Origin of the sequence: Bacteroides sp. LFL-34, assembly GCF_027257075.1 — a bacterium.
GTDB classification, from domain to species: domain Bacteria; phylum Bacteroidota; class Bacteroidia; order Bacteroidales; family Bacteroidaceae; genus Bacteroides; species Bacteroides ovatus.
This window is the reverse complement of record NZ_JAPQKZ010000024.1, coordinates 21,138-41,630: the sequence shown is the minus strand read 5'-3', so window position 1 is coordinate 41,630 and position 20,493 is coordinate 21,138. Positions and strand designations below refer to the sequence as shown.

General features: G+C 42.6%; 13 protein-coding genes. 11 read left to right on the top strand and 2 right to left on the bottom strand.

Going from position 1 to position 20,493, the window contains the following annotated elements; all coding sequences use genetic code 11:
• The first annotated feature begins 261 nt into the window (after positions 1 to 261).
• The 5 genes from N5O98_RS15255 (at position 262) to N5O98_RS15235 (ending at position 6,463) form a co-directional block, all read left to right on the top strand.
• Positions 262 to 1,026 carry a ParA family protein gene (locus N5O98_RS15255; protein ID WP_004310990.1) on the top strand — a complete coding sequence of 255 codons (765 nt, stop codon included), beginning with the start codon at positions 262 to 264 and terminating at the stop codon, positions 1,024 to 1,026.
• Positions 1,027 to 1,041: 15 nt separating this feature from the next.
• The gene (locus N5O98_RS15250) at positions 1,042 to 1,932 is read left to right on the top strand and encodes a ParB/RepB/Spo0J family partition protein (protein ID WP_004301392.1); all 891 of its coding nucleotides are present in this window, start codon (positions 1,042 to 1,044) and stop codon (positions 1,930 to 1,932) included.
• Positions 1,933 to 2,820 carry a DUF5683 domain-containing protein gene (locus tag N5O98_RS15245; protein ID WP_004301390.1) on the top strand — a complete coding sequence of 296 codons (888 nt, stop codon included), beginning with the start codon at positions 1,933 to 1,935 and terminating at the stop codon, positions 2,818 to 2,820.
• 34 nt (positions 2,821 to 2,854) lie between these two features.
• Positions 2,855 to 4,150, top strand: a complete 1,296-nt coding sequence (locus tag N5O98_RS15240) for a lytic transglycosylase domain-containing protein (RefSeq protein ID WP_004301388.1) — start codon at positions 2,855 to 2,857, stop codon at positions 4,148 to 4,150.
• A gap of 72 nt (positions 4,151 to 4,222) precedes the next feature.
• Positions 4,223 to 6,463, top strand: coding sequence for a RelA/SpoT family protein (locus N5O98_RS15235; protein WP_004310992.1), 2,241 nt, complete (start codon positions 4,223 to 4,225; stop codon positions 6,461 to 6,463).
• Between the two features lie 123 nt (positions 6,464 to 6,586).
• Here N5O98_RS15235 and N5O98_RS15230 read toward each other — a convergent pair whose 3' ends face one another.
• Positions 6,587 to 6,931, bottom strand: coding sequence for a MerR family transcriptional regulator (locus N5O98_RS15230; RefSeq protein WP_004301384.1), 345 nt, complete (start codon positions 6,929 to 6,931; stop codon positions 6,587 to 6,589).
• A gap of 20 nt (positions 6,932 to 6,951) precedes the next feature.
• Entirely contained in the window at positions 6,952 to 7,920 is a 969-nt protein-coding gene (locus N5O98_RS15225; RefSeq protein WP_004305395.1) for a M23 family metallopeptidase, read from the bottom strand.
• Positions 7,921 to 8,091: 171 nt separating this feature from the next.
• On the opposite strand from N5O98_RS15225, the gene alaS reads away from it, so the two are divergent.
• From alaS to N5O98_RS15195, 6 genes are all read left to right on the top strand, one after another.
• The gene (gene alaS / locus N5O98_RS15220; protein WP_269495807.1) at positions 8,092 to 10,710 is read left to right on the top strand and encodes an alanine--tRNA ligase; all 2,619 of its coding nucleotides are present in this window, start codon (positions 8,092 to 8,094) and stop codon (positions 10,708 to 10,710) included.
• Between the two features lie 338 nt (positions 10,711 to 11,048).
• Positions 11,049 to 13,286, top strand: a complete 2,238-nt coding sequence (locus N5O98_RS15215; RefSeq protein WP_118161060.1) for a GH92 family glycosyl hydrolase — start codon at positions 11,049 to 11,051, stop codon at positions 13,284 to 13,286.
• 27 nt (positions 13,287 to 13,313) lie between these two features.
• Entirely contained in the window at positions 13,314 to 13,871 is a 558-nt protein-coding gene (locus N5O98_RS15210) for an RNA polymerase sigma-70 factor (protein WP_074638090.1), read from the top strand.
• Between the two features lie 34 nt (positions 13,872 to 13,905).
• The gene (locus tag N5O98_RS15205) at positions 13,906 to 14,913 is read left to right on the top strand and encodes a FecR family protein (protein ID WP_182423447.1); all 1,008 of its coding nucleotides are present in this window, start codon (positions 13,906 to 13,908) and stop codon (positions 14,911 to 14,913) included.
• A 44-nt stretch (positions 14,914 to 14,957) separates the two neighbouring features.
• A complete protein-coding gene (locus tag N5O98_RS15200) occupies positions 14,958 to 17,264 on the top strand; it encodes a GH92 family glycosyl hydrolase (protein WP_004315134.1) in 2,307 nt (768 codons plus the stop codon).
• Between the two features lie 104 nt (positions 17,265 to 17,368).
• Positions 17,369 to 19,639: a GH92 family glycosyl hydrolase gene (locus N5O98_RS15195; RefSeq protein WP_004310996.1), complete on the top strand. Its 2,271-nt coding sequence runs from the start codon at positions 17,369 to 17,371 to the stop codon at positions 19,637 to 19,639.
• The last annotated feature ends 854 nt before the right edge of the window (positions 19,640 to 20,493 follow it).

The window sequence follows — 20,493 nt, the reverse complement described above, 5'->3', positions numbered from 1 at the left end:
TCACCCCCACTCCTACCCGTTTACAAATCTTAATCTTCTGCAAGCGAGCAAAAAAAGAAATAAATATCCAATATAAATATGTATATTTGCAAGCTCATAAAGAGAAAGGTAAATGATGAACCTGTCGAAGTTTGGTAACCGTTTCGTCCGACAGTTATTAACAAAACAGGCGACTTATCAACAGAAATTGCAAAGTTTCTCTTTTTTCGTAGGCGCTCTAAGGATTTATCACTTATTTCGCTGCCAATAAATTTAGAGAATATGGGAAAAATTATTGCTTTGGCCAATCAAAAAGGCGGTGTAGGAAAGACAACGACTACGATTAATCTCGCAGCTTCACTTGCTACACTGGAAAAAAAGGTACTCGTGATAGATGCCGACCCGCAAGCTAATGCCTCTTCCGGTCTGGGAGTAGACATCAAGCAGTCGGAATGCACTATCTATGAATGTATTATTGACAGAGCCAACGTACAGGACGCTATCCTTGATACGGAGATTGATTCTTTGAAAGTAATCTCTTCGCACATCAATCTCGTAGGAGCAGAGATTGAAATGCTGAACCTCCCAAACCGAGAAAAGATACTAAAAGAAGTACTCACGCCTTTGAAGAAAGAATATGACTATATCCTGATAGACTGTTCGCCTTCATTAGGACTGATCACGATCAATGCCCTGACGGCAGCCGACTCCGTGATTATCCCCGTTCAAGCTGAATATTTTGCTCTTGAAGGTATCAGCAAATTGTTGAATACCATCAAAATCATCAAGTCGAAACTGAATCCGGCTTTAGAAATCGAAGGTTTCTTACTGACAATGTATGACTCCCGTCTGCGTCAGGCTAATCAGATTTACGACGAAGTGAAACGTCATTTCCAGGAACTGGTGTTCAACACCGTTATTCAACGAAATGTGAAATTGAGCGAGGCTCCCAGCTACGGTGTCCCGACCATCCTTTACGATGCGGAATCTACCGGCGCCAAAAATCACCTGGCCCTTGCTAAAGAGATTATCAACCGAAATAAATAAAAGAAAGAAGAAGATATGGCAACACAAAAAAGAAATGCATTAGGACGTGGTCTCGACGCCTTGCTCTCAATGGATGATGTGAAAACCGAAGGGTCTTCTTCCATTAATGAAATAGAGCTGGCAAAGATTACTGTCAATCCCAACCAGCCCCGCCGTGAGTTTGACGAAACAGCATTGCAGGAACTGGCTGATTCCATTGCGGAAATCGGTATCATCCAACCTATTACCTTACGCAAACTCTCGGACGATGAGTATCAGATCATCGCGGGAGAACGTCGTTATCGTGCATCACAAAGAGCAGGACTGAAAACGATCCCTGCTTATATACGCACTGCCGACGACGAAAACATGATGGAAATGGCGCTGATTGAAAATATCCAGCGTGAAGACCTGAATGCCGTAGAAATCGCACTTGCCTACCAGCATCTGCTCGATCAGTACGAACTGACACAGGAACGTCTTAGCGAACGTATCGGAAAGAAACGAACGACGATCGCCAACTACCTGCGCTTACTGAAATTGCCGGCTCCGATACAGATGGCCCTGCAAAACAAGCAGTTGGACATGGGACATGCCCGTGCACTGATTTCATTAGGCGACCCTAAACTACAAGTTAAAATATTCGAAGAAATACAAGAACACGGATATTCAGTCCGCAAAGTAGAAGAAATTGTTAAATCATTAAGCGAAGGAGAAGCTGTGAAAAGCGGCACACGGAAAATAACACCCAAACGTGGTAAACTTCCTGAAGAATTCAACTTATTGAAGCAACAACTCTCCGGCTTTTTCAACACCAAGGTACAACTCACCTGCTCTGAAAAGGGAAAAGGCAAGATCAGTATTCCTTTCGGGAACGAGGAGGAACTGGAACGTATCATGGAAATCTTCGATACGCTAAAGAAGTAAATGACAAGAAAAAGTAAGAAATATCAGTTACTAGTCAGCGCCCTGCTTCTCTGTTTTTTACAGGTGGCAGGGATTGATGTGTATGCACAATCCACAGTTACTCCGGCACGGAAAGATACAACAATCATACAGCGAGAAGCGCCGAAAGCCCGTGCACGAAGGCATCGTGATCCGATTATACAAGACTCGGTGAAGAAGGATTCTATCCAAATCATACCATCCAAAGAACTTCCGGCCATCGACAGTTTGTCAGCTGCTAAAATACAGATAGCGGACAGCTTGGATGCAGCCAACAAGAAAGAGCTGAAAAAGATAGAGCAACCTGCCTCCATTGTTGTAAAGACCGACACTGTGCCGCCACCTGCTCAAGATATCAACAAGAAAATATTTATCCCGAATCCGACCAAAGCAACGTGGCTGGCAGTCGTATTCCCCGGTGGAGGACAGATTTACAACCGTAAATACTGGAAATTACCTATTATATATGGAGGATTTGCGGGTTGTGCTTACGCCTTAAGTTGGAACGGTAAGATGTACAAAGACTATTCGCAAGCCTATCTGGACATTATGGACAGCAATCCGAATACGAAAAGTTACGAAGATTTGTTGCCCCCGAACTCCACTTATAATGAGGAGCAGCTAAAAAACACACTAAAAAGAAGAAAAGATATGTTCCGTCGTTATCGGGACCTTAGTATATTTGCTTTTATCGGAGTTTACCTGATCTCTATCATCGACGCTTATGTAGATGCAGAGTTGTCTAACTTCGATATAACCCCCGACTTGAGTATGAAAGTAGAACCGGCTGTAATCGACAATAACAACCAGTTCCGCTCCAACAGTTTTAAAAACAAGTCGGTTGGTCTGCAATGCGTATTACGATTTTAAAAAACACAATTTAGATTGATCTTATTATTGAAGCATGAAGAAATTAGTTAACTATTGTTCGATTATTTTTCTTTTACTAGTGGCCACGTCGCAGGTAAAAGCGCAAAGTGTAGATGTAGTGATTCGTGAAAATGGAACTGAACGCAAAGAAAGCATCGACCTGCCTAAAAGTATGACTTATCCACTTGACAGTCTATTGAATGACTGGAAAGCTAAAAATTATATTGATTTAGGCAAGGATTGCAGTACGGCTGAAATCAATCCTTTATTCAGTGACTCTGTCTATATCGACCGCTTGTCACGCATCCCGGCCATCATGGAAATGCCTTATAATGATATTATCCGCAAATTCATCGATATGTATGCAGGACGCTTGCGCAATCAGGTTTCTTTCATGCTAAGTGCCTGCAACTTCTATATGCCGATCTTTGAAGAAGCACTGGATGCATACGGACTTCCACTGGAACTAAGATATCTGCCGATTATCGAATCTGCGTTGAACCCATCAGCCGTATCACGTGCAGGTGCTTCCGGTCTGTGGCAATTTATGATTGGTACAGGTAAGATCTATGGTTTGGAATCAAACAGCCTGGTAGATGAACGCCGTGACCCGATTAAAGCGACTTGGGCTGCCGCACGTTACCTCAAAGAAATGTATGATATCTATGGAGACTGGAACCTGGTAATTGCTGCTTATAACTGTGGCCCCGGTACAATCAATAAGGCAATCCGCCGTGCCAATGGCGAAACTGATTATTGGAAAATCTACAATTATCTGCCTAAAGAAACACGTGGCTATGTGCCTGCCTTTATCGCTGCCAACTATGTGATGACTTACTACTGCGATCACAATATCTGCCCGATGGAAACTAATATTCCGGCAAGTACTGACACAGTGCAAGTAAACAAAAATCTGCACTTCGAACAAATCGCTGACCTTTGTAATGTACCTCTGGATCAGATCAAGAGTCTGAATCCGCAATATAAGAAGCAAATGATTCCGGGTGACAGCAAACCTTATACGTTAAGACTGCCTATTGACGCGATCAGTACTTTTATCGATAAGCAAGATACGATTTATACGCATCGTGCCGATGAGTTGTTCCGCAACCGGAAAACCGTTGCTGTAAAGGATATTACACCTGCAACCCGCAAAACGACATCAGCAGTTGCCGGTAAGGGAAATCTGACCTATTATACAATAAAAAGTGGAGACACTTTATCCACTATTGCCAGAAAGTATGGTGTCACAATTAAGGATATACAAAGGTGGAATGGAATGTCTAGCACTAAAATTGCAGCAGGAAAACGATTGAAAATATACAAATAAATAACTTCCTGCTTGCATCGTTCGGAAATTTGCTTATTTTTGCAGAACTAAGCAAGTGAAAGGATAACAATTATGGATAATCTGGCCCCCAAAGAAATAGCTGACGAAGAGATGATTAATCAGGCGTTCCACGAACTACTGAATGATTATCTCAATACTAAGCATCGCAAAAAAGTTGAAATCATTACGAAGGCTTTCAACTTTGCCAATCAGGCGCATAAAGGTATCAAACGCCGTTCGGGCGAACCTTATATTATGCACCCGATTGCCGTTGCCAGCATTGTATGCAATGAAATAGGTCTCGGTTCCACTTCTATATGTGCAGCCTTGCTGCATGATGTGGTAGAGGACACTGATTACACAGTGGAAGACATCGAGAATATCTTTGGTCCGAAGATCGCCCAGATTGTGGACGGACTGACTAAAATATCCGGTGGAATCTTCGGTGACCGCGCTTCGGCACAGGCAGAGAACTTCAAGAAGTTGCTGCTCACCATGTCGAACGACATCCGGGTCATTCTTATCAAGATAGCAGACCGCTTGCACAACATGCGTACCCTTGGTTCCATGTTACCCAACAAGCAATATAAGATTGCAGGCGAAACGCTTTACATCTATGCTCCACTTGCCAACCGCTTGGGGCTTTATAAGATAAAAACGGAGCTTGAGAATCTAAGCTTCAAATATGAACATCCCGAAGAATATGCGGAAATAGAAGAGAAGTTGAATGCTACTGCCGCTGAACGTGACAAGGTTTTCAACGACTTCACGGCCCCGATTCGTACCCAACTGGATAAGATGGGATTGAAATACCGGATACTTGCCCGTGTAAAATCAATCTATTCCATCTGGAACAAGATGCAGACCAAACATGTTCCTTTCGAAGAAATATACGATTTACTGGCTGTTCGAATCATCTTCGAACCACGTAATGAAGAAGAAGAGCTCAATGACTGTTTCGATATCTACGTTTCTATCTCCAAGATATACAAACCCCACCCGGACCGTTTGCGCGATTGGGTCAGCCATCCTAAAGCTAATGGTTATCAGGCATTGCACGTCACTCTGATGGGTAACAACGGACAATGGATTGAAGTCCAGATTCGTAGTGAACGGATGAATGACGTTGCCGAACAAGGTTTCGCAGCCCACTGGAAATACAAAGAAGGAGGAGGCAGCGAGGATGAAGGTGAATTGGAAAAATGGTTAAGAACGATTAAGGAGATATTAGATGATCCGCAACCGGATGCCATTGACTTTCTGGATACCATTAAGCTAAATTTATTTGCTTCTGAAATATTCGTGTTCACTCCTAAAGGCGAACTGAAGACTATGCCGCAGAACTCTACGGCTCTCGACTTTGCATTTTCCCTGCACACGGATATTGGTAGCCATTGTATTGGCGCCAAAGTCAATCATAAATTAGTGCCGTTGAGCCACAAATTGCAAAGTGGTGACCAAGTTGAAATCCTTACTTCAAAATCGCAACGCGTACAACCGCAATGGGAAGTTTTTGCAACCACTGCCCGTGCCCGCGCCAAGATAGCAGCCATTCTCCGCAAAGAGCGTAAAGCAAACCAGAAGATAGGAGAAGAAATCCTTAGTGAGTTTCTGAAAAAGGAGGAAGTCCGTCCGGAAGAAGCTGTTATCGAAAAGCTACGCAAACTGCATAATGCCAAGAATGAGGAAGAACTGCTGGCTGCCATTGGCAGTAAAGCAATCGTTTTGGGAGAAGCGGACAAGAATGAACTGAAAGAAAAGCAAACCAGTAACTGGAAGAAATATCTGACTTTCTCTTTCGGCAATAGCAAAGAGAAGCAGGAAGAGAAAGAATCGCAGGAAAAAGAAAAAATCAACCCGAAAGAGGTGCTCAAACTGACGGAAGAAAGTTTGCAGAAGAAATATATCATGGCCGAATGTTGCCATCCTATTCCCGGTGATGATGTATTGGGATATGTGGATGAAAACGACCGGATCATTATCCACAAACGCCAATGCCCTGTTGCCGCCAAACTGAAGAGCAGTTATGGCAACCGTATATTAGCAACAGAATGGGATACACACAAAGAATTATCTTTCCTGGTATATATATATATAAAAGGTATAGACAATATGGGACTTTTGAATGAAGTCACCCAGGTTATCTCCAGGCAGCTCAATGTAAATATCCGTAAGCTAACCATCGAAACCGAAGATGGTATCTTTGAAGGAAAAATTCAGTTATGGGTACATGATGTGGATGATGTAAAAACCATCTGCAACAATCTGAAGAAAATACAGAATATCAAACAGGTGAGCCGTGTAGAAGAATAGCTTTCAAACGGTAAATAAGAAAACGATGAACGGTGAATAAGTTGCAGTATCATGCAAATTGTTCACCGTTCATTTTGTTATGAGGTTTCTTGCCTATCGAATCCATGATCGATTAGCATTTATTTATTCCCGTCCATCCAATTCGCGTTTAATAGCCAAAAGCTCTTCTTTTATCGCTTTCAGCTTATTTACAATCTCATAATTACGAACCGTAGCTTCTTTATTATCCTTCAAACGTTGCCGGGCACCGGGAAGTGTCATGCCCTTTTCTTTTACCAAATGATAGATAAGACCGATCGTTTCTACGTCTTCTTTGCGGTACTGACGTATTCCTCTTCCCGCTGTCTTAGGAGAGATTTGCGGAAATTCCTTTTCCCAAAAACGGAGCAATGACGGATTGACTCCGAACATGTCGGCAACCTCCCCTATTGAATAATATAGCTTCAATTCTTTGTCTGTATTAAGCATAACACTCCTGTTTTAAGATTTTAATCGAATACTTTACCATGATTGGCTGCCAACTGAATCATCTTTTCATAATCTTCGGCACTCAAATCCATGAAATAATAATTGACCGGATTCACTACCTGCCCTTTCACGTGCACTTCATAATGCAGATGCGGACCGGTACTTTTTCCTGTACTACCCACTTTTCCGATAATCTCACCACGTACCACTTTCTTTCCGACTTTCGTATTAAATCCCTGCAAGTGAGCATACCGAGTGAGATACCCGAAGCCATGATCTATCTCAATGGTATTACCATATCCGGTTTCCCATCCCACTTTCACCACTGTTCCGTTTCCGGTAGCATATACATCCGTTCCCGGATGAGCAGAGAAGTCCATGCCTGCATGGAACTTTGTCGTACCATAAATAGGATCGATACGTGTACCATAACCGGATGCTGTCTGACGAAGATCCTTATTCGAAATAGGCTGTATGGCCGGAATACATTTCAGCATCTCATCATGGTTCTTACACATATCAATCACATCATCGAAAGATTTCGACTGGATATAAAGCCTTTTGGAAAGCACATCCAACTTTTGAGTCGTGTTCACCACCAGCTTGGCATTCGCCAAATCCATCAGTTCTTCGTAACGGTTCGTCCCGCCATAACCAGCCTGACGAATAGCCGGAGAAACAGGATCTGCCTGTAAAATCACCCGATACAGATTATCGTCACGTTGCTGAATATCCTGAAGCACCCCCATAGCGTCATCCAAACGCCGGGAAAGCACATTGTACTGCGCCAAAAGACGGCTGTTTTCAATTCTTAATTCCTTCTCCGACGGAGAACCAAAAATCAAAAGCAATACAATAAAGCAACCTGCTCCCAACCCCATTCCATAGAAAAGCCGACGCAGGATACTAAGCGCACGCTGCCGTACGGTAGGGTAAATTCGATCATAAGTCTGGGTCTGTGGATTATAGATGTAGTATACTTTGCGCATCTTTTTGGAAATATTTCGCTTGTTAATACGGCAAAAGTAATAAAAACAAGCTATCTTTGCACAGTTTTTACGAATTTATGAGTTGTGATTTATGATTTATTGGGGATTCCTCCCCTCTCTCATATCCCACAGCCCATAATTCATAATTCATAAATCATAATTCTTCATTATATGTTGACTGCAAAAGAGATCAGAGATTCATTCAAGAATTTCTTTGAGTCGAAAGGACACCACATCGTTCCCTCGGCTCCGATGGTGATTAAAGATGACCCTACCCTGATGTTTACGAACGCGGGTATGAACCAGTTTAAAGATATTATTTTGGGTAACCATCCGGCGAAATACCAAAGAGTCGCGGACTCGCAAAAATGTTTGCGTGTAAGCGGAAAGCATAATGACCTGGAAGAAGTAGGACACGATACGTACCACCACACCATGTTTGAAATGCTTGGTAACTGGTCGTTCGGCGATTACTTCAAGAAAGAAGCGATCAGCTGGGCGTGGGAATATCTGGTAGAAGTTTTGAAACTGAATCCGGAACATCTCTATGCAACCGTATTTGAAGGAAGTCCTGAAGAAGGATTGAGCCGTGACGACGAAGCTGCTTCCTATTGGGAACAGTTCTTGCCGAAAGATCACATCATCAACGGTAACAAACGCGACAACTTCTGGGAAATGGGTGATACAGGACCTTGCGGACCTTGTTCCGAAATCCATATCGACCTCCGTCCTGCTGAAGAACGTGCCAAGATCTCCGGTCGCGACCTCGTGAACCACGATCACCCGCAGGTAATTGAAATCTGGAACCTCGTGTTCATGCAATACAACCGCAAAGCAGACGGCAGTCTTGAGCCGCTTCCTGCCAAGGTTATTGATACCGGTATGGGATTCGAACGTCTTTGTATGGCTCTGCAAGGCAAAATATCCAACTACGACACAGACGTATTCCAGCCAATGCTGAAAGCTATTGCAGCGATGTCGGGCACAGAATATAGAAAAGACAAACAGCAAGATATTGCTATGCGTGTGATTGCCGACCATATCCGTACCATTGCATTCTCAATCACAGATGGCCAGTTGCCGTCTAATGCAAAGGCAGGTTACGTGATCCGCCGTATCCTTCGCCGTGCTGTTCGTTACGGATATACTTTCCTCGGACAGAAACAGGCATTTATGTATAAGTTGCTTCCTGTATTGATTGATAACATGGGAGAGGCTTATCCTGAACTGGTTGCACAAAAGACACTGATTGAAAAAGTAATCAAGGAAGAAGAAGAATCATTCCTCCGCACTTTGGAAACTGGTATCCGTTTATTGGATAAGACAATGGAAGATACCAAAGCCAATGGAAAAACTGAAATCAGCGGTAAAGATGCCTTTACTTTATATGATACATTCGGTTTCCCGCTCGACTTGACAGAGCTGATTCTCCGTGAAAACGGAATGACTGTCAACATTGAAGAGTTCAATGAAGAAATGCAGCAACAGAAACAGCGTGCACGTAATGCTGCCGCCATCGAAACTGGTGACTGGATTGTACTGAAAGAAGGAACTACTGAATTCGTTGGTTACGATTACACTGAATACGAGGCTTCTATCCTTCGTTACCGTCAGATCAAACAAAAGAACCAGACATTGTATCAGATTGTACTCGACTATACTCCGTTCTATGCAGAAAGTGGTGGTCAGGTAGGTGATACAGGTGTATTGGTGAGCGAGTTCGAGACGATTGAAGTGGTCGACACAAAGAAAGAGAATAATCTTCCGATACATATTACCAAAAAGCTACCCGAACATCCGGAAGCTCCGATGATGGCTTGTGTAGATACCGACAAACGTGCTGCCTGTGCAGCCAATCACTCGGCGACCCACTTGCTGGATGCTGCTTTACGTGAAGTATTGGGTGAACACATCGAACAGAAAGGTTCATTGGTTACACCGGATTCATTACGTTTCGACTTCTCTCACTTCCAGAAAGTGACCGATGAAGAAATCCGTAAAGTTGAACATATCGTCAATGCAAGAATCCGCGCTAATATCCCATTGAAAGAATATCGCAATATTCCTATCGAGGAAGCTAAAGAGTTGGGAGCTATCGCTCTCTTTGGTGAAAAGTATGGCGACAGAGTTCGTGTGATCCAGTTCGGCACTTCTATCGAGTTCTGCGGTGGTACACACGTAGCTGCAACCGGAAATATCGGTATGGTAAAAATCATCTCCGAAAGTTCTGTTGCTGCCGGCGTTCGCCGTATTGAAGCTTATACCGGAGCACGCGTGGAAGAAATGCTGGATACAATACAAGATACACTTAGCGACTTGAAGGCTCTCTTCAACAATGCTCCTGACTTGGGTATTGCAATCCGCAAATATCTGGATGAAAATGCAGGATTGAAGAAGCAGGTGGAAGACTTCATGAAAGAAAAAGAAGCAGCGCTGAAGGAAAGACTGTTGAAGAATATACAAGAAATTCACGGCATCAAAGTGGTTAAGTTCTGTGCTCCGCTACCGGCAGAAGTAGTGAAGAATATCGCTTTCCAACTTCGTGGTGAGATTACAGAAAACTTGTTCTTCGTTGCCGGAAATATAGATAACGGAAAACCGATGCTGACAGTCATGCTTAGCGACAATCTGGTTGCGAGTGGTCTGAAAGCTGGCAATTTAGTGAAAGAAGCTGCCAAACTAATTCAAGGCGGTGGCGGTGGTCAGCCTCACTTTGCAACCGCAGGAGGTAAAAACACTGACGGACTACCGGCAGCTGTTGAAAAAGTACTGGAGCTAGCAGGAATCTAAAAGTAAATGAAAAGGAGTCTAATAAAAAGATAATAGGCTCGTTTTACATAAAGATTTAAAATTAGGCGCAGATTACGCGAATTACACGGATTTTTTATTCTTAAAACCGTGTAATCTACGAAATCCGCGCCTAAATATTACACTAATCGAGGCACCGATAAGCACTGTCCGGCACCGAGGAATATCGACCGGATGTAGAAGTCTATTTGTCTCTCTTAAAAAATATTAAGCCTATAATTTAGGCTTGTCATAGTTTTTTTCTACCTTTGTGACCAGATTAATTATTTTTCTTATCCTTCAAATAAATAAAATAAGTAATCACTAATACCTAAAGAATGATGAGAACACCTGCTTATCTATGCCTGCTGTTAACCTGCATGCTCATTTCTTGTACCCCTACGCAAGAAAAACACGAAATAGATTACACATCTTATGTAAATCCATTTATCGGAACAGACTTCACTGGAAACACTTATCCTGGTGCCCAAGCTCCTTTCGGCATGGTGCAACTTAGCCCGAATAACGGACTCCCCGGATGGGACCGTATCTCCGGTTATTTCTATCCGGACAGTACAATTGCCGGTTTCAGCCACACACATCTTTCCGGCACTGGAGCGGGAGATTTGTATGACATCTCTTTCATGCCTGTCACTCTTCCCTACAAAGAAGCGGAAGCACCGCTTGGCATCCACTCTAAATTCTCCCACAAGGATGAAAGTGCTCATGCCGGTTATTATCAAGTACGCCTGACTGATTATAACATCAACGTCGAACTGACTGCCACCGAGCGTTGTGGTATCCAACGTTATACGTTTCCGGAAGCCCAATCTGCTATCTTCTTAAATCTGAAGAAAGCCATGAACTGGGATTTTACCAACGATTCTCATATCGAAGTCGTAGACTCCGTCACCATTCAAGGTTACCGTTTCTCCGACGGCTGGGCACGCGATCAACACATCTATTTCCGCACCCGATTCTCCAAGCCTTTTGAGAAAATGGAACTGGACACAACTGCCATCATCAAAGACAATAAACGTATCGGCACAGCTGTTATCGCCCGCTTTGATTTCAATACCCAAAAGGATGAACAGATATTAGTAAACACCGCCATTTCCGGTGTCAGCATGGAAGGAGCAGCCAAAAACCTGCAAACTGAAGTCCCCGAAAATGACTTCGACAAATACTTGGCGGAAACAAAAGCAAACTGGAACCGCCAGCTCGGAAAGATTGAAATAAAAGGTGATAATGAGAACGATAAAGTGAACTTCTACACCGCTCTCTATCACTCAATGATTGCTCCAACTATTTACAGTGATGTAGACGGAGCTTACTACGGTCCCGATAAGAAAGTACACCAAGCCGACGGCTGGGTTAATTATAGCACCTTCTCCCTATGGGATACATACCGTGCCGCCCACCCGCTCTTTACTTATACCGAACCCGAGCGTGTCAACGACATGGTGAAATCCTTCATCGCCTTCTACGAACAGAATGGCCGTCTGCCAGTGTGGAACTTCTACGGAAGTGAAACAGACATGATGATCGGTTATCATGCTGTTCCTGTTATTGTAGACGCCTATCTGAAAGGAATCGGCGACTTCGACGCAAAGAAAGCCTTGGATGCTTGCATAGCAACGGCTAATCTGGATAATTACCGCGGCATCGGACTCTACAAAGAATTAGGATACATACCTTACAACGTAACAGACCACTACAACGCAGAAAACTGGTCGTTATCCAAAACACTGGAATACGCTTTCGATGACTATTGCATTGCCGAAATGGCGGAGAAGATGGGCAAACAAGACATTGCGGACGAATTTTACAAACGTTCTCAAAACTACAAGAATGTATATAACCCCGCCACTTCTTTCATGCAGCCACGTGACGACAAAGGCATCTTTATCAAGGACTTCAAAGCCGATGACTATACACCACACATCTGCGAAAGCAACGGATGGCAATACTTTTGGTCTGTACAGCATGACATTAATGGACTGATCGACCTTGTAGGAGGTAAAAACCGATTTGCCGAAAAACTGGACAGTATGTTCACCTATCATCCGGCAGCAGATGACGAACTACCTATCTTCAGCACGGGCATGATAGGACAATATGCGCATGGCAATGAACCGAGCCATCACGTTATTTATCTGTTCAATGCTATAGGACACGAAAATCGCACACAAGAATATGTAGCCAAAGTGATGAACGAGCTCTACAAGAACGAACCAGCCGGTCTTTGTGGCAACGAAGATTGCGGGCAGATGTCAGCATGGTATGTATTCAGTGCGATGGGATTCTACCCCGTCAATCCCGTCAGTGGAAAATACGAGATAGGTACTCCCCTATTCCCGGAAATGCAATTACATCTGGCGAATGGAAAAACTTTCACCGTACTGGCCCCCAAAGTGAACAAAGAAAATATCTATATCCAATCCATCAAAATAGATGGAAGACCGTATGACAAAACGTATCTTACTCACGAGCAAATCATGAGTGGAGCAACTGTCGAATTCGAAATGAGTAACACCCCTAAAGCAATTGGAGTCATATTCGAAGAAAATAACCCATAAGCCAAACCTGAACAACCAATTGAGAGAATGAACGAAAACTTCGATATAACCTATAAAGCACTATTTCGCCGGTACTATCCCAGCCTAATTTTCTATGCTACCCGTCTGGTGGGAGAAGAAGAAGCAGAGGATGTAGTGCAGGACGTATTTGTAGAATTATGGAAGCGGAAAGACCACATAGAGATAGGCGACCAAATCCAGGCCTTTCTCTATCGTGCCGTTTACACCCGTGCCCTTAACGTCTTGAAACACCGCAGTGTGGAAGACGGTTATTGTGTTGCCATGGAAGAAATCAACCAAAGACGCGCAGAATTCTATCAACCGGACAACAACGAAGTGATTCGGAGGATCGAAGACAAGGAACTCCGCAAGGAAATTCATGATGCAATTAATGAGCTCCCTGACAAATGCAAAGAGGTTTTCAAACTTAGCTATCTGCATGATATGAAAAACAAGGAAATAGCCGATATTCTCGGAGTTTCACTCCGCACGGTGGAAGCCCATATGTATAAGGCTTTAAAATACTTGCGTGGCCGACTCGATCCTCTTTGGGCGATTCTTTTCTTATTTTTATGGCGATTATAATAAGTGTTTTTGCGTTTTGAATTGTATTACTAATATGAAGGAAAAGAAAATGAGAAATCTGAGTGAAGAAATAATAAACAGATATCTGACAGGACAGTGTTCTGAAGGAGAGCTTATCGAGGTCAATGCCTGGATGAAGGAATCGGAAGAAAATGCCCGCCAGCTCTTTCGTATGGAAGAAATTTATCATTTGGGTAAATTCGACCAATACACTGATGAACAACGGATACTTCGTGCGGAAAAACAACTCTATAAAAAGCTGGACGAAGAGAAAGGTAAACAGAGCAAAATACTAAGCATGCATCGCTGGATGAAATATGCCGCAGTGATTGCTGTGATGTTGGTCATGGGTGGTGGAGTCGGATATTGGTTCTATCAAAACGGAAACAATCAACAAATGATGGTTGCAGTAGCCAGCGAAGGCATTGTTAAGGAGGTAGTCTTGCCGGATGGTAGCAAGGTTTGGCTGAACAATGCAGCAACCTTGAAATATCCACGTGAGTTCTCCGAAAAAGAGCGCAATGTCTACCTGGAAGGAGAAGCTTATTTTGAGGTCACCAAAAACCGCCATAAGCCATTCACCGTTCAAAGTGATGCAATACGCGTACGCGTACTGGGAACTACGTTCAATTTAAAATCCGATAAGCGTTGCCGGATAGCGGAGGCGACACTTATTGAAGGTGAGATTGAAGTAAAAGGCAATAAGGAAGAGGGGCAGATTATCCTCACTCCGGGGCAACGTGCGGAACTGAACAAAAATAATGGACGATTGACCGTGAAACAAGTGGATGCCAAGTTGGATGCTGTTTGGCACGATAATCTGATTCCATTCCAAAAAGCAGATATCTTCACCATCACCAAAGCGCTGGAGCGTTTCTATGATGTGAAAATCATTCTATCTCCTGACATTCAGACGGGTAAAACTTACTCCGGTGTACTGAAAAGGAAATCGAATATCGAGTCAGTGTTGAAATCATTGCAAAACTCTATACCTATTGATTATAAAATTGTCGGAAACAATATCTTCATTTCTCCCAAATAAGAAGTAAAAGATGAACCGGATAAAACTTAAAAGCTATTAATACCATGAAATTAAAAACATTCCTAATAGTAGGATGTTTAGGAGGTTTATTCACACTTAGCTCCTGTACAGCCCCCACTAATGTAAAAGACTATAGTGCTTACGTCAACCCTTTCATCGGTACCGGTGGACATGGTCATACCTTCCCCGGAGCGGTAGTTCCCCACGGGATGATTCAGCCCAGTCCGGACACCCGGATCGATGGTTGGGATGCCTGTTCCGGTTATTATTATGCCGACTCTACCATCAATGGCTTCTCACACACACACGTCAGCGGTACAGGTTGTTGCGACTATGGAGATGTCTTGCTCATGCCAACTGTGGGTAAGCAACAATATCGTACAACCGATCCCCAAAGCCAACGCCTAGCATACGCTTCCTCTTTCTCACATAAGAATGAAATCGCAGAACCAGGATATTATTCTGTCTTTCTTGATACTTACCAGGTGAAAGCTGAAATTTCATCCACCAAACGAGGAGCAATCCATCGCTATACTTTTCCCGAAAACGCCGAATCCGGATTTATCATCGACCTGGATTACAGCCTGCAACGACAGACTAACTCCGAGATGGAAATAGAAGTAATAAGCGATACGGAAATCTGTGGACACAAGAAAACAACTTATTGGGCTTTCGACCAATATATCAACTTCTACGCTAAATTTTCCAAGCCATTCTCTTATACGCTCGTTACGGATTCTATCACCATGGACAATGGCAAACGGCTTCCTGTCTGCAAAGCATTATTGCATTTCAACACCAGTAAAGACGAGCAGGTTCTTGTTAAAGTAGGTGTGTCCGCTGTCGATATTGCCGGTGCACGGAAGAACGTTGAATCAGAAATTCCCGGATGGGATTTCGAGAAAGTACGTAAAGACGCACGTACGGCATGGAATGAATATCTTTCCAAAATTGATATTACAACTTCCGATAAAGAAGATAAAGCCATCTTCTACACGGCCCTCTATCATACGGGAATCAGTCCAAATCTGTTCACTGATGCAGACGGACGTTATTTAGGAATGGATCTTGAAGTGCATCAAGGAGACACCCTTAATCCGATATACACTGTATTTTCTTTATGGGATACTTTCCGTGCGCTACATCCGCTAATGACTATCATTGATCCTGATCTGAATAATCACTTTATCAATTCGTTAATTAAGAAGCATCAGGAAGGTGGGATATACCCCATGTGGGACTTGGCTTCCAATTACACCGGCACTATGATTGGTTATCATGCTGTTCCGGTCATCGTGGATGCCTACATGAAAGGGTATCGCAATTTTGATGCCAAAGAGGCTTATAAAGCCTGCCTGCGTGCCGCCGAATATGACACTACCGGCATCAAATGTCCGGATTTGGTATTGCCTCATCTCATGCCTAAAGCAAAATATTATAAGAATGCCATCGGATATATCCCTTGTGACCGCGAAAACGAATCAGTGGCCAAAGCTCTGGAATATGCGTATGATGACTGGTGTATCTCTATCTTTGCAGAAGCAATGAGTGATTTTGAATCCAAAGCAAAGTATGAACGCTTTGCCAAGGCGTACGAATTTTATTTCGACAAATCAATCCGCTTCATGCGTGGACTGGACTCAAAAGGTGAATGGCGTACTCCATTCAATCCGCGTGCATCTACTCACCGCAGCGATGATTATTGTGAAGGAACAGCTTGGCAATGGACTTGGTTTGTGCCGCATGATGTAGAAGGATTAGTCAATCTGATGGGTGGAGAAGATGCTTTTGTCCAGAAACTCGATTCCTTATTCTCGGCCGATTCATCACTTGAAGGTGAGACAACCTCATCAGATATCAGCGGACTTATCGGGCAATATGCACATGGAAACGAACCAAGTCACCATGTGATCCATCTATATAACTACGTTAACCATCCTTGGAGAACTCAAGAGTTGGTGGATAGCGTTTACCGAAGTCAGTATACCAACAGTATAGACGGTCTTTCGGGTAATGAGGACTGCGGTCAGATGTCTGCCTGGTATATACTCAACTCTATGGGATTCTATCAGGTATGTCCCGGCAAGCCGGTATATTCCATCGGACGTCCTGCCTTCGACAAAGCAGTTATCAATCTGCCTGAAGGAAAGACTTTCAGTATTGTAGTAAAGAATAATGGGAAAAAGAATAAATACATTGAAAGTGTATTGCTGAACGGTAAAGCTCTAAACATTCCATTCTTTAACCATCAGGATATTGCGAATGGAGGAACGATGGAAATCAAGATGACCGATCATCCTACGAAATGGGGAGTCCTCTCTCCAGCTCTCTCCTCCAAAGAAGAGGAATGAGTTGGTACTAGCTGTTCAAATTGAATAAAAAAAACAAAACCTTGAAAAATAAATTGGCTCAATCGATTTCTGATTCGATTGAGCCATAAATAATAAATAAGACCATGAAAAAGTATCTCCTATTAGTATGCGCATTAAGTTGTATCGTCTTTGCAAAAGCCAAAGACTGGACGCAGTATGTCAATCCGCTTATGGGTTCTCAATCTAGTTTCGAGTTATCAACAGGTAATACTTATCCGGCCATTGCCCGTCCGTGGGGGATGAATTTCTGGACTCCACAAACAGGAAAGATGGGAGACGGATGGCAATACACTTATACGGCTAATAAGATTCGTGGATTTAAACAAACACATCAACCCAGTCCGTGGATTAATGATTACGGACAATTCTCTATTATGCCTGTAGTAGGCAAACCGGAATTCAATGAAGAGAAGCGTGCCAGTTGGTTTGCCCACAAAGGAGAAACTGCCACTCCTTATTATTATAAAGTATATCTTGCAGAGCATGATGTAGTGACAGAAATGGCTCCAACCGAGCGTGCAGTTCTTTTCCGTTTCACTTTTCCGGAAAACGATCATTCGTATGTTGTAGTGGACGCCTTTGATAAGGGATCGTATATTAAGGTTATTCCGGAAGAAAACAAGATTATCGGTTACACGACTCGCAACAGCGGTGGAGTTCCCGAAAACTTTAAAAATTACTTTATTATTGAATTCGACAAGCCTTTCACATATAAAGCTACGGTAGTCAATGGCAATCTGCAGGAAAATGTTACCGAACAGACAACAGATCATGCCGAAGCCATTATTGGTTTCCAAACACATAAGGGCGAACAAGTACATGCAAGAATTGCTTCTTCTTTCATCAGTTTTGAACAGGCAGCTTTGAATATGAAAGAGTTGGGCAAAGATAATATCGAACAGCTAGCCCAAAAAGGAAAAGAAGCGTGGAACCAAGTATTAGGCAAAATAGAAGTAGAAGGAGGCAATCTCGACCAATATCGCACATTCTATTCTTGTTTATATCGTTCATTGCTCTTCCCACGCAAATTCTACGAACTGGATGCTGCCGGACAACCTGTTCATTACAGTCCTTATAATGGGCAAGTATTACCGGGGTATATGTATACCGACACAGGCTTTTGGGATACTTTCCGTTGCCTATTCCCGTTATTGAACCTAATGTACCCGTCAGTCAACAAGGAAATGCAGGAAGGTCTGATCAATACATATAAAGAGAGCGGTTTCTTCCCGGAATGGGCAAGTCCGGGGCACAGAGGCTGTATGGTTGGTAACAACTCTGCTTCTGTCTTAGTGGATGCTTACATGAAAGGAGTGAAAGTGGACGATATAAAAACATTGTATGAAGGGCTGATTCACGGAACGGAGAATGTACATCCACAAGTATCATCAACAGGACGTCTGGGATATAAATATTACAATAAACTGGGCTACGTGCCTTATGATGTAAAAATCAATGAGAACGCCGCACGCACGTTGGAATATGCATACAATGACTGGTGTATCTACCAACTGGCAAAGGAACTTAAACGTCCGAAAAAAGAGATTAATCTTTTCGCAAAACGTGCCATGAACTACAAGAATCTTTTCGATAAGGAATCTAAGTTAATGCGTGGACGCAACGAAGATGGTACATTCCAATCTCCTTTCTCTCCGCTGAAATGGGGAGATGCTTTTACGGAAGGAAATAGCTGGCACTATACTTGGTCGGTATTCCACGATCCTCAAGGATTGATTGACTTGATGGGTGGAAAAGAGATGTTTATCACCATGATGGATTCTGTTTTTGCCGTACCTCCTATTTTTGATGATAGCTACTACGGCCAAGTGATTCATGAAATCCGTGAAATGACTGTGATGAATATGGGTAACTATGCACATGGCAATCAACCGATTCAGCACATGATTTATTTATATGACTATGCAGGACAACCTTGGAAAGCCCAATACTGGTTGCGTCAAGTAATGGATCGTATGTACTCTCCTACTCCGGACGGCTATTGTGGCGACGAGGACAACGGACAAACTTCTGCCTGGTATGTATTCTCGGCATTAGGTTTCTATCCTGTTTGTCCGGGAACGGATGAATATATTATAGGTGCTCCGTTATTCAAGAAAGCTACACTCCATTTTGAAAATGGCAATAGTTTGGTTATTGATGCTCCGAATAATAGTAAGAAAAAATTTTATGTCAATTCGATGAATGTCAATGGTGCTGATTACACTAAAAATTATCTCCGACACGAAAATTTGCTCAAGGGAGGTACGATCAATGTTGAAATGAGTAATCAACCTAATCAGAATAGAGGAACTAAAGAAGAAGATATGCCCTATTCTTTCTCTAAGCAACAATAATCCTTGCGGGATAATTTAGCCCTAATCTTGGTTTGAGTCTTTCTGTATTGCACCGAAATGAGCCAAATGAACATTTATTGAAACGCAGATTAACGCAGATTTTCGCAAAGAATAAAAAAGTTCTCAAACATGGCGCAGCCTTCTAATAATCTGCGAAAATCTGCGTTAATCTGCGTTTCAATACTTATTTGCTAAAATATCAATTGATTCAGCACCGTACGGAAATGAGTAAAATGATACAGGTTTGAATACATAGTGAGAAAAACATCTATCATAGTATCATTCATTTTAATAATCTTCTAATTATCAAAGGAATAAGTATGATAGATAACTTTTAGAAAATGCATCTATCATACTTTTATTGCAAAAAACGGGTATCTATCACACCCATACTATATCTATTTAGTGTAGCATTAGGTGAGAGTATCCATTTAAAGGCATAAGAATGCACACTTTATAGGATGATAACCTGTATTGACAACTTAATAATCTATTGGAAGCGGCTGTCTTTCTATAGTTCACATGTGCAGGCTGTACAGCCCACGTATGTAAACCGTGCAGCCCACACATGCGGACTGTACAGCACACATACGTGGGCTATAAACTTATCGCCATTACATTTACATTATTAAGCCACGATAATCAGATTTATATGGCTCCCTTGTGACAAAAACAAGCTATCTTACACCTATTATGACCCTTATATGGCTATTTTGCACAATGATAGATAACCTGTTTTTACTGGTAAAAGTATGATAGATGCATTTTCTAAAAGCTATCTATCATACTTATTCCTTTGATAATTAAAAGATTATTGAAATAAATGATACTATGATAGATATTTTATTTCACTA

Coding starts and splice junctions, on each gene's coding strand:
- N5O98_RS15215 (WP_118161060.1), top strand. CDS start 11,049: ATGAGAACACCTGCTTATCTATGCCTGCTGTTAACCTGCATGCTCATT.
- N5O98_RS15240 (WP_004301388.1), top strand. CDS start 2,855: ATGAAGAAATTAGTTAACTATTGTTCGATTATTTTTCTTTTACTAGTG.
- N5O98_RS15245 (WP_004301390.1), top strand. CDS start 1,933: ATGACAAGAAAAAGTAAGAAATATCAGTTACTAGTCAGCGCCCTGCTT.
- N5O98_RS15210 (WP_074638090.1), top strand. CDS start 13,314: ATGAACGAAAACTTCGATATAACCTATAAAGCACTATTTCGCCGGTAC.
- N5O98_RS15225 (WP_004305395.1), bottom strand. CDS start 7,920: ATGCGCAAAGTATACTACATCTATAATCCACAGACCCAGACTTATGAT.
- N5O98_RS15195 (WP_004310996.1), top strand. CDS start 17,369: ATGAAAAAGTATCTCCTATTAGTATGCGCATTAAGTTGTATCGTCTTT.
- N5O98_RS15200 (WP_004315134.1), top strand. CDS start 14,958: ATGAAATTAAAAACATTCCTAATAGTAGGATGTTTAGGAGGTTTATTC.
- N5O98_RS15235 (WP_004310992.1), top strand. CDS start 4,223: ATGGATAATCTGGCCCCCAAAGAAATAGCTGACGAAGAGATGATTAAT.
- N5O98_RS15255 (WP_004310990.1), top strand. CDS start 262: ATGGGAAAAATTATTGCTTTGGCCAATCAAAAAGGCGGTGTAGGAAAG.
- N5O98_RS15230 (WP_004301384.1), bottom strand. CDS start 6,931: ATGCTTAATACAGACAAAGAATTGAAGCTATATTATTCAATAGGGGAG.
- alaS (WP_269495807.1), top strand. CDS start 8,092: ATGTTGACTGCAAAAGAGATCAGAGATTCATTCAAGAATTTCTTTGAG.
- N5O98_RS15205 (WP_182423447.1), top strand. CDS start 13,906: ATGAAGGAAAAGAAAATGAGAAATCTGAGTGAAGAAATAATAAACAGA.
- N5O98_RS15250 (WP_004301392.1), top strand. CDS start 1,042: ATGGCAACACAAAAAAGAAATGCATTAGGACGTGGTCTCGACGCCTTG.